The sequence below is a fragment of the Myxococcus sp. SDU36 genome (genome assembly GCF_030168875.1).
GTDB lineage: Bacteria > Myxococcota > Myxococcia > Myxococcales > Myxococcaceae > Myxococcus > Myxococcus vastator.
Map to the genome: position 1 here is coordinate 4,389,790 of NZ_CP077414.1, position 9,139 is coordinate 4,398,928.

The window sequence follows — 9,139 nt, forward strand, 5'->3', positions numbered from 1 at the left end:
CCTCGGCGGGACGCGGCGTTATATCCCCGCGGCCCCCTCCGGTCGACCACCGCAAGCCGCCTCTGCCGTGAGCCTGACGGTCCGCGCCCCCTTGCTCGCGCAGGCAGGGAACGAGGCCCTCGTCATTCAGTCGCCCACCGCCCCGCCCTCTTTCCAGGCCTGCTGCTGGACCCGGCGCGCGCGGAGACGGAGCGGGCGTGGTTCGGCGTGGGGCCCGGCGCTGGCTCACTGCGACGAAGAGGGCGTGAAGAGGCTGTTCACCGTGTTCACGACGGCGCCGGCCTGAGCGAGACCAGGGACGGGCAGCGCCGACACGACCGCGCTCGCCGAGTCGATGACCGCGTGCGTCTTCTGCGACTGCGTCGACGACGGGTTCGTGAAGACGTCCCGCGTGTTCGACAACGAGGACATCGCACCGACGACGTTCAGGCCCGGGACGAACTTGCCCAGCGTCTTCCCAACCAGCGTCGGGGGCAGCGCCGTGGGCACGGTGCCTCGCGACATCTGGCCGATGGCGCGGGCGCCCGTCTCGAAGGTGTCCGCCACGTTGATGGCGTTGTTCAGCGTGCCCGAGGTGCCGCCAATCGTGCTCACCACCTGCTGCGGCGTCCGCACCGGCTCCGACGCGCCGCCCTTGCTTCCCACGCTCTTCGCGACGTTCGCCTCGAGCGCCACCACGTTCATGGTCCGGTCCGCGACGTCAGCGAGCACGGGCCCCGGCTTGAAAGACGAAACGGTCGACTTGACTCCAGGAATCTGCGGCATGGTGTTCCCCCCTCTGCGTGTGATTGCGGCCCACATTGGGGTTATCGGTGGTGATTAGGCGGAGTTTCGCCCACACTTTCCGACGTGTTTTTCACCGCCGAGGGGACGCCTCCAGCACCGACCGGAGCGCGAGCTCCGCCGCGCGCAGCCGGGCATCCTGAGGGGCCACCCGGCGCGCTTCCACCAGGCGCTCCAGGGCCCGCGCGACGTCGCCGCGTGACAGCTCGCAGCGCACGCCCGCCTCCAGCGCGCCCGTGTCCCAGGGCCCGTACACCCGCGCCTCCGCGGCCGCGTGACACCCTTCCTCCACGCGTGACGCCTGCAGGAGCGCACGCGCCAGCTCCACGCGCGTCTCCACATGAGCGGGCGCCAGCCGCACGGACTCGCTCAACGGCGCCACCGCTTCCTTGGGGAGGCCCAGGCGGCGCAGCACCCCGCCCAATTCGCGCAGCGGTCCCGGCGCGCCCGGGACGAGCAGCGCTCGAGCCCGCGCCTCGCGCAGGACGGAGGGCTCGTCGAAGCGCAGCTCCGCCACCATCCGGTCCACCACCGCTCGGTAGGCGGGGTACGCCGCGGGCCAGGTGAACACCAACCGGTACACCCACTCCCCCCGTGGCACGAAGAGCGCCATCAGCTGAGTGGGCCCCCCTGGCCCCTCCAGCTCCGCATGCAGCCGCTGCGCGCTCCTCCCCCCCACGCGCGCCGCCACCGGCCCCGTCACCTTCAGCGTCCGCCCCTCGGGGCCCTGAGCGCCCTGCACCAACACGTCCTGCTGGAACTGCCGTGCCTGGACCGAGCCGTCTCCCGGCTCTCCCGTCTCAACGGCCTCCGCCGAGAAGGTCGCGCGGCCACGCCCGGGCAAGCCGTTGGAGAAGGCCCGCCGGCCATGCCCGTCCACGTCGCCCCGCCAGTCGCGCGGCAGCGCCACGGAGATGCCAAAGCCGTCATCCCGCTCCGTGCGCCAGGCGGAGCGCTCCGCCACCACGCCTCCCGCCAGCACCACCGCCACCACCACCATCCCCACCGGGCGCGGCCAGCCCGTGTCCGGGCGCCAGCGCGGCTCCAGGAAGACGCCGGCCAGCAGTCCCGCCAGCAGTCCCCCCAGGTGCCCCGCGTTGTCCACGCCCACCGACGTCCACCCCATCCAGAGGAAGACGAGCACCGTGGGCACCGCGGCCTCGCCGGACATCCACCGCGCCGGCAGCTTCGCCCGGTGACGCCGGCCCAGGACGAGCAGCGCCCCTACACAGGCGTACACGAGCCCGGAGGCCCCCACGCTCACCGCCCCGGAGCTGCCGAGCGAGCCCGTCATGGTGCCCAGCCCCGCCGCCACCAGCAGCGCCGCGTAGTCCCGGCGCCGGCACAGGCGCTCCAGGCCACTTCCGGCCGCCAGCAGCACCAGGACATTGAGGGCCAGGTGGAGGAAGTCCCGGTGCAGGAAGTTGGCGGTGACGAGCCGCCAGACCTGGCCCGCGTCCACCACCAGGGGCCCCGCCTTGGCACCCCACCGCAGCAGGGTGTCCAGCCCCACGGGCCCCGTCGCGCGCGCCGCGCCGTGGATGGCCACCAGCACGGTGGCCAGGATCAAGGTGAGCCAGGGCGCCCCCCCAAGTCGCACTCCACCGGCCGATTGACCGATGGACAACAGCCTCGCCTGCCCCTCTTCCTCGGGAGAAAGTCCTGTCTTTTGAGGGGGATACATGGCTTGTACAGGGAAAGGCCGTTCTGCTATGACTGTACGCGGATCGGACCCGTGCTGAAGCTCATCATCGAAGACGACGAGGGGCGCAAGACCGTTGTTCCCTTCGTGCGTGACGAGATCACCATCGGCCGTCAGGAGGGAAACACCATCCGCCTGACGGAACGAAATGTGTCTCGCCGTCACGCACGATTGGTGCGACTCAATGGCCACGTCGTAGTGGAAGACTTGGGGAGCTATAACGGCACCCGGATCAACGGCGAGCGAATCGCGGGTCAGTCGCCCCTGAAAGAGGGCGACCTGGTCCAGATTGGCGACTACGACCTCGCGCTCCAAGCCGAGGGCGCGGCCAACGCCGTAGGCCCCATCACCACCAAGGTGCCCACCCGCCGGCTGGAGCCCGAGCCGGAGGAGGACGACTCCGACGACGAGCCCGAGGAGAGCGACCACACCCCGCCCTCGCTCAGCGCCGCGGAGGCGCGCCGACACTCCACCTCCATCATCCGGTTGGATCAGGTGGAGGCGGAGCGGCCGCGCAAGGTGGTGGACGTGCCCGCCGAGGACGCGCCCCGCCTGCTCGTGCTGTCCCCGGACGAGCTCAAGGGTCAGGAGTTCGCCTGCATCCGCACGGAGCTGCGGATCGGCCGCACCGACGACAACGACATCACGTTGGATCATCGGTCGCTGTCGCGCACCCACGCCAAGCTCGTCCGCGAGGACGCCGGCGAGTGGCGCGTCATCGACATGCAGTCCGCCAACGGGATGACGGTCAACGGTGAGAGCTACGCGCAGGCCACGCTCGGCACCGGAGACATCATCGAGCTGGGACACGTGAGGCTGCGCTTCGTCAACGCCGGTGACGCGTCAGACGACGCGGCTTCGGGTGGCGACTCGCGCTCCAAGCTGCCCCTGGTGGCGGGCCTCGCGGCCCTGCTGCTCGGCGGCGGCGGCGGCGCCTTCTGGTACCTGAACCAGCAGGGCACCCAGCCGGCGGGGCCCCCCGTCATCGCGCAGACGCCCACGCCGCTGCCGGACGAGGAGCCGCGGCCGGCCATCGAGGACCCGCCCGCGGCCAACGTCCCCCCGCCCACGACGGCGGCGCAGACGCCTGAGACGCCGCCCCCCCCACGTGGCCCCTCCATGGAGGAGCAGCGCGCGGTCGCCGACAAGGCGATTGCGGCGCGTGACTTCGACGCGGCCGTGGAGGCGCTGGAGCGCATCAAGGATGCCAACGGCCAGCGCCCCCGTGACGTGGAGACCCGGCTCGACGAGGCGCGCGCCGAGCAGCTGATGAAGCGGCGGCTCGACGACGTCCGCACGGCCCTGGACGACGGCAAGCTGCCGGAGGCCGAGGAGGCCCTGCGCGAGAGCGCCGCCACCAAGGCGTTCGCCAAGGAGTACGCGGCGCTGAAGACGCAGGTCGCCGAGGCCACGAAGAAGGCGGCGCCGCCCGCCGCGGTCCCCACCTCCGGCACGGAGAAGGCGCCGTCCGCCGCGCAGTCCGCGGCGGCCAAGGCCCAGGCGGACGGCTTCGAGCACATCAAGGGCCTGCGCTACCGGCAGGCCATCGAGCAGCTGAACAAGTGCCTCGACCTGGAACCTGGCCGCGCCGAGTGCCACCTCTACCTCGGGTCCGCCTACGCGAATGACAACCAGCCCGAAAAGGGCGCGGTTCACTACAAGCGATTCCTGGAACTTGCGCCCAATCACGCGTACTACGAGCGCGTGAAGGGTTTGGTTGAGAGTTACGAGAATCCCAAGAAGTAGCGGTCTGCCGGAATCACCCTCGCCCCCCGAGGGTGTTCCGGTCCCATGGCACTGAACTGCAGCGAGGAGACGCTGTGCAGATTCGCATCCTGGTAGTTGATGATGAGCAGGACAACTGCGACTACCTCAAGCTGGTCCTGACCCGTGAAGGCTACGAGGTGGTGACCACGACGGACCCCACCCAGACGGTGGAAATCCTGCGGGGCTCCGACTTCCACCTCGTCATCCTCGACATGATGATGCCGCAGATGTCGGGCACCGAGGTGCTGGAGCTGATTCGCAAGTACGACACGGACGTGGCCGTCATCGTCGCCACCGCGTACCCCACGGTGGACACGGCGGTGGCCTCGCTCAAGGCGCAGGCCTCCGACTACGTCAAGAAGCCCATGGAGCCGGAGCAGTTCATCACCGCGGTCCGCAACGCCCTCCAGAAGAAGGGCTTGTCCCAGGACCCGGAGGCGGACCTGCACCGCGCCATTGGCCGCACCATCCGCGACGCACGCAAGACGCAGGAGCTCACGCTCAAGCAGCTGGCGCGGCGCACGGGCCTGTCGGTGTCGCTGCTGTCGCAGATTGAGCGCGCGGAGTCCTCCGCCTCCATCTCCTCGCTGTACAAGATTGCCTCGGCGCTGCAGCTGCGCATGGGCGAGCTCTTCGGCGACACCTGATGTCGCCGTGGCAGTCCCCCGCCGGCCGCCCTGACTAGCGGCCGGAGAAGCGGGGCGGGCGCTTTTCGAGGAAGGCCGCCCGCCCCTCCTTCGCGTCCTCGCTTCCGAAGGCCGCCGCGCGCAAGCCGCGTAGCCGCGCCCGGTCCGCCTCCTCCAGCGGGGCCCGCGCCAGGCGCCCGAAGGACTCCTTCATCCCCGACACCGCCAGCGGCGCATGGCTGGCCAGGGTGGCGCACAGCGCCAGCGCGCGCGCCTCCGCGTCCGCCAGGCAGTCATCCAGCAGCCCCCACTCCAGCGCCTCCCGCGCGCCCAGCTTCCGCGCCGCGAGGAAGAGCTGCTTGGCGCGCGCCACGCCCACCAGCCGCGCGGCCCGGGCCAGCCCCTCCGGGGAGTAGACGATGCCCAGCTTCGCGGGGGGCATGAGGAAGACGGCGTTGGGCGCGCCGATGCGGAAGTCACACGACGCCGCCAGGTCGAAGCCGGCGCCCACCGCCGGGCCCTCCACCAGCGCCACGCTGGGCGCGGGGTGGGACTCCAGCTTCAGCAGGCACTCCACCAGCAAGTCATCCGGCAGCCGCCCGTCCGCGCCTGGGGGGCCCAGGTGCGTCAAGTCATAGCCGGAGCAGAAGGCCCCGCCCGCGCCGCGCACCAGCAAGGCGCGCACGTGCGGGGTGGGCGCCAGCGCCGCGTCCAACCGCGCCAGGAGGCCGTCATCCAGCGCGTTGCGGCGGGCCGGGTTGGACAGCGTCAACACCCGGACCCCGTCGTCGCGGTCCTCGACGTTCAGCGAAGCGCCTGTCGCGACGACGGGCTCCACTGCTAGCCGAGCACCACGAGGACGTCGCCCTCGTTGACCGACTGCGCCTCCTTCACCCGAATCTCCTTCACCGTCCCGCCCTCCTCTGCCTCCACGGGCATCTCCATCTTCATGGACTCGAGGATGACGAGCGTGTCGCCCGCGTTGACCTGCTGGCCGACCTGAACCTCAATCTTCCACACCGTGCCGGTGATGTGCGCCGCGACGTCCGCCATGAATCCGTGCCTCCTCAGGGGTGGGTGGGGCTGGAGCGGGCCCCGCTACGCCGGCTTGGCGTGGTGCTCCAGGAAGTGCGTGTCCAGCTCGCCGGCCTGGAAGGCCGCATCCTGCACGATGCGCAGGTGGAGCGGGATGTTCGTCTTGATGCCTTCGATGCGGAACGCCTGGAGCGCCGCCACGGAGCGCTCAATCGCCTGCGCCCGCGTCTCACCGGTGACGATGAGCTTGGCAATCATCGGGTCGTAGTTGGGCGTGACGGTATTGCCCTCGCCGTAGCCCGCGTCCAGCCGGACGCCCTCGCCCGTGGGCGGCTGGAACACCTTCAGCGGCCCGGGGGACGGGAAGAACTTCACCGGGTCCTCGGCGTAGATGCGGAACTCCAGCGCCGCCCCGCGCCGCTTCACGTCCTGCTGCGTCACCGTGAGGCGCTCCCCCGCGGCGATGCGCAGCTGCCAGCCGATGAGGTCCAGCCCCGTGGTCAGCTCCGTCACCGGGTGCTCCACCTGGAGGCGGGCGTTCATCTCGATGAAGTAGACCTCACCCTCCGAGTACAGGAACTCCACCGTGCCGGCGTTGGCGTAGCCGAAGGCCTTCGCCGCGGCCACCGCGGCCGTGAAGAGCTTCTGCGCCAGCTCCGGGTTGCGCCCGTCCGCGAACAGCACGGAGGGGGCCTCCTCCACCACCTTCTGGTGGCGCCGCTGGATGGAGCACTCCCGCTCCAGGCAGTGGATGAGGTGGCCGTGCTGGTCCCCCAGAATCTGGACCTCGATGTGCCGCGGCGCCGGGAAGTAGCGCTCCACGTACACGCCTTCCTTGCCGAAGGCGGCCTTCGCCCGGTCCGTGCACTGGCGGTAGACCTTCTCCATCTCCGCCGGGCTCCTGGCCACCGCCATGCCAATGCCCCCGCCGCCGCTGGCCGCCTTGACGAGCACCGGGTAGCCGATGCGCTCGGCCTCCGCCAGCGCGCTGGCCACGTCGGGCACCACGTCCTCGCTGCCGGGCACCACGGGCACCCCCGCGGCGGACACCAGCCTGCGGGCCTGGCTCTTGTCCTTCATCCGCGCCATGGCCTCCGGCGGCGGGCCCACGAAGATGAGCCCCGCGTCCGCGCAGGCCTGGGCGAACTCGCCGTTCTCCGATAGGAAGCCGTACCCCGGGTGGATGGCCTGCGCGCCCGTCTGCTTCGCGGCCTCCAGGATGGCGGCGGTGTTGAGGTAGCTGTCCTTGGCCGGCGCGGGGCCGATGCGCACCGCCTCGTCGGCCTCCTTCACGAAGGGCAGCTCGGCGTCCGCGTCCGAATAGACGGCGACCGTCTTGAGCCCCATTCCCCGGGCCACCACGCCGATGCGGCGGGCGATTTCTCCCCGGTTGGCGATGAGCAGCTTCTGGAACATGGCGGAACCCCTGGGGTGCGGGTGCGAAAGGGCGGCGAACCTAACCCTCGCTCCCTCCCAAGACAAGGGTGCGGACGGACGTGCAACAGGTCCCTACAGTCCAGTAAATTTGCGGGTCTACGAGGCGGTGTCGTACCTTGTTCCCCGTGACGCCCCCCTCCTCTTCAAGCCCTGGCGGCGTGGTCAACCTGCACCACGCGCGGCGCGCCAAGCGCCTGGACCTCTACCGTGGCCGGCACACGGACCGCGTGCGCTTCGTGCGCACCACGCTGGAGGCGCTGACGCAGAGCGGAACCCTCTTCACCGAGGAGGGCACGCGCCGCGGCCTCTCCCTGCTGAAGGCGCTGCAACTGCTGCAGCGCGCCCACGCGCGCCTGGAGGAAGTGTCCGGCGACGGCGTGCTGCCCGCGGCCCGGCTCCCGGAGCGCGTGGACGCGCTCTATTCGGAAGTCGACGGCCTCTTCGCCCGCGCGGACACCCTGTCCGCCCGCGACGAAGCCAGCGTGGCCCAGCTTCCCGCTCGCTAAAGCCCCGCTTCCGCTTACGGCAGCTCCGTCTGGCCCTGCCGCCGCAGGAACGTCGGGATGTCGAACTGGTCCTCGTCCAGCGGCAGCGGCGCGTCCTTCACCACCGCGGTGCGGGCGCTCACGGCCTTGCTGCTCTCCACGGTGAGTTGGCGCGAGCCGCTGCCCTTGGTGGGCACCAGGCTGGCGACCTCCTCGCGCGCGTTGGCGAGCGCGGACTGCGCCGGACGCGACAGCGGCACCTGCACCACGGGCGTCACCGTGCGGACCTTGGGCGCGTCGCGGTGCACGAAGCCCGTGGCGATGATGGTGATCTTCACCTCGTCCGAGATGTTCTCGTCGATGAGCGAGCCGAAGATGATCTCCGCCTCGCTGTCGGCGGCGTCGTGCACCAGCGTCAGGGCCTCGTTGACCTCCTGCAGGGTCATGTCGCGGCCACCGGTGATGTTGATGAGCAGGCCCGTGGCGCCGTCGATGGAGACGTCCTCCAGCAGCGGACTGGCGATGGCCTGCTGCATGGCAATCAGCGCGCGCTTGTCACCCGTCGAGTGGCCCGTGCCCATGAGCGCGATGCCCTTGTCGCTCATGATGGTCTTCACGTCGGCGAAGTCGACGTTGATGTAGCCGTGGTACTGGATGAGGTCGCTGATGCCCTGCACGGCGTTCAGCAGGACCTCGTCCGCGCGCTTGAACGTCTCCAGCAGCGGCATCGGCTCGTTGGAGAGCGACAACAGGCGCTGGTTCGGGATGGTGATGAGCGTGTCCACCGCGGCCTTGAGCTCCACGATGCCCTGCTCGGCCTGCTTGCGGCGCTTGTTGCCTTCAAAGAGGAAGGGCTTGGTGACGACGCCCACCGTGAGGCAACCCAGACTCTTGGCGATGTCCGCGATGATGGGCGCGGCGCCCGTGCCGGTGCCGCCGCCCATGCCGGCGGTGACGAACACCATGTCGGCGCCCTCGAGCACCGCGGCAATCTGGTCGCGCGACTCCAGGGCGGCCTCGCGGCCCATCTCCGGGTTGGCGCCCGCTCCCAGGCCCTTCGTCAGCGTCTGGCCCAGCTGAAGCCGGGTGGGCGCCTTGCTCGCGGCGAGCGCCTGGACATCGGTGTTGGCGGCGATGAAGTCCACCCGGTCCAGCTTGGACAGAATCATCGTATTGACGGCGTTGCAGCCGGCCCCACCCGCCCCGACGACCCGAATCTTGGCGGCCTGCTTGTTCTGATCGAACTGGTCCATGGTGGTCCTCTCGCCCGGAGTCGCGCGATGCAGCGCGCGTGCTCCCAACCT

The 9,139-nt window shown here is 70.6% G+C and carries 9 protein-coding genes; 3 read left to right on the top strand and 6 right to left on the bottom strand.

Annotation, left to right across the window (positions count from 1 at the left end):
- Window positions 1-225: 225 nt before the first annotated feature.
- Both KGD87_RS17220 and KGD87_RS17225 read right to left on the bottom strand, forming a co-directional pair.
- Window positions 226-711, bottom strand: coding sequence for a hypothetical protein (locus KGD87_RS17220; RefSeq protein ID WP_284668489.1), 486 nt, complete (start codon window positions 709-711; stop codon window positions 226-228).
- Between the two features lie 145 nt (window positions 712-856).
- Window positions 857-2,383, bottom strand: coding sequence for a rhomboid family intramembrane serine protease (locus KGD87_RS17225; RefSeq protein ID WP_350102423.1), 1,527 nt, complete (start codon window positions 2,381-2,383; stop codon window positions 857-859).
- 135 nt (window positions 2,384-2,518) lie between these two features.
- Between KGD87_RS17225 and KGD87_RS17230 the strand changes: the two genes are divergently transcribed.
- Window positions 2,519-4,231 (top strand): FHA domain-containing protein, encoded by a 1,713-nt coding sequence (locus tag KGD87_RS17230; protein ID WP_284668491.1) that lies wholly within the window; start codon window positions 2,519-2,521, stop codon window positions 4,229-4,231.
- A 74-nt stretch (window positions 4,232-4,305) separates the two neighbouring features.
- Complete coding sequence (locus KGD87_RS17235; RefSeq protein ID WP_141648350.1) at window positions 4,306-4,899, top strand: response regulator; 594 nt, start codon at window positions 4,306-4,308, stop codon at window positions 4,897-4,899.
- Window positions 4,900-4,933: 34 nt separating this feature from the next.
- Here the strand turns inward: KGD87_RS17235 and KGD87_RS17240 are convergent, their stop codons facing one another.
- The 3 genes from KGD87_RS17240 to KGD87_RS17250 are packed head-to-tail and all read right to left on the bottom strand — an operon-like array spanning window position 4,934 to window position 7,329.
- Window positions 4,934-5,716 (bottom strand): enoyl-CoA hydratase/isomerase family protein, encoded by a 783-nt coding sequence (locus KGD87_RS17240; protein ID WP_284668492.1) that lies wholly within the window; start codon window positions 5,714-5,716, stop codon window positions 4,934-4,936.
- Between the two features lie 2 nt (window positions 5,717-5,718).
- The gene (locus KGD87_RS17245; protein ID WP_176420127.1) at window positions 5,719-5,931 is read right to left on the bottom strand and encodes a biotin/lipoyl-binding carrier protein; all 213 of its coding nucleotides are present in this window, start codon (window positions 5,929-5,931) and stop codon (window positions 5,719-5,721) included.
- A gap of 45 nt (window positions 5,932-5,976) precedes the next feature.
- Window positions 5,977-7,329: an acetyl-CoA carboxylase biotin carboxylase subunit gene (locus KGD87_RS17250; RefSeq protein ID WP_284668493.1), complete on the bottom strand. Its 1,353-nt coding sequence runs from the start codon at window positions 7,327-7,329 to the stop codon at window positions 5,977-5,979.
- 137 nt (window positions 7,330-7,466) lie between these two features.
- On the opposite strand from KGD87_RS17250, the gene KGD87_RS17255 reads away from it, so the two are divergent.
- Window positions 7,467-7,856 (top strand): hypothetical protein, encoded by a 390-nt coding sequence (locus KGD87_RS17255; RefSeq protein ID WP_163787331.1) that lies wholly within the window; start codon window positions 7,467-7,469, stop codon window positions 7,854-7,856.
- A 14-nt stretch (window positions 7,857-7,870) separates the two neighbouring features.
- On the opposite strand, the gene ftsZ is transcribed toward KGD87_RS17255, so the two are convergent.
- The gene (gene ftsZ, locus KGD87_RS17260; RefSeq protein WP_284668494.1) at window positions 7,871-9,088 is read right to left on the bottom strand and encodes a cell division protein FtsZ; all 1,218 of its coding nucleotides are present in this window, start codon (window positions 9,086-9,088) and stop codon (window positions 7,871-7,873) included.
- Window positions 9,089-9,139: the final 51 nt, after the last annotated feature.

What these genes read in the sequence shown, in the direction of transcription:
- KGD87_RS17245 (WP_176420127.1), bottom strand. Translation starts at nt 5,931, where the DNA reads ATGGCGGACGTCGCGGCGCACATCACCGGCACGGTGTGGAAGATTGAG.
- ftsZ (WP_284668494.1), bottom strand. Translation starts at nt 9,088, where the DNA reads ATGGACCAGTTCGATCAGAACAAGCAGGCCGCCAAGATTCGGGTCGTC.
- KGD87_RS17250 (WP_284668493.1), bottom strand. Translation starts at nt 7,329, where the DNA reads ATGTTCCAGAAGCTGCTCATCGCCAACCGGGGAGAAATCGCCCGCCGC.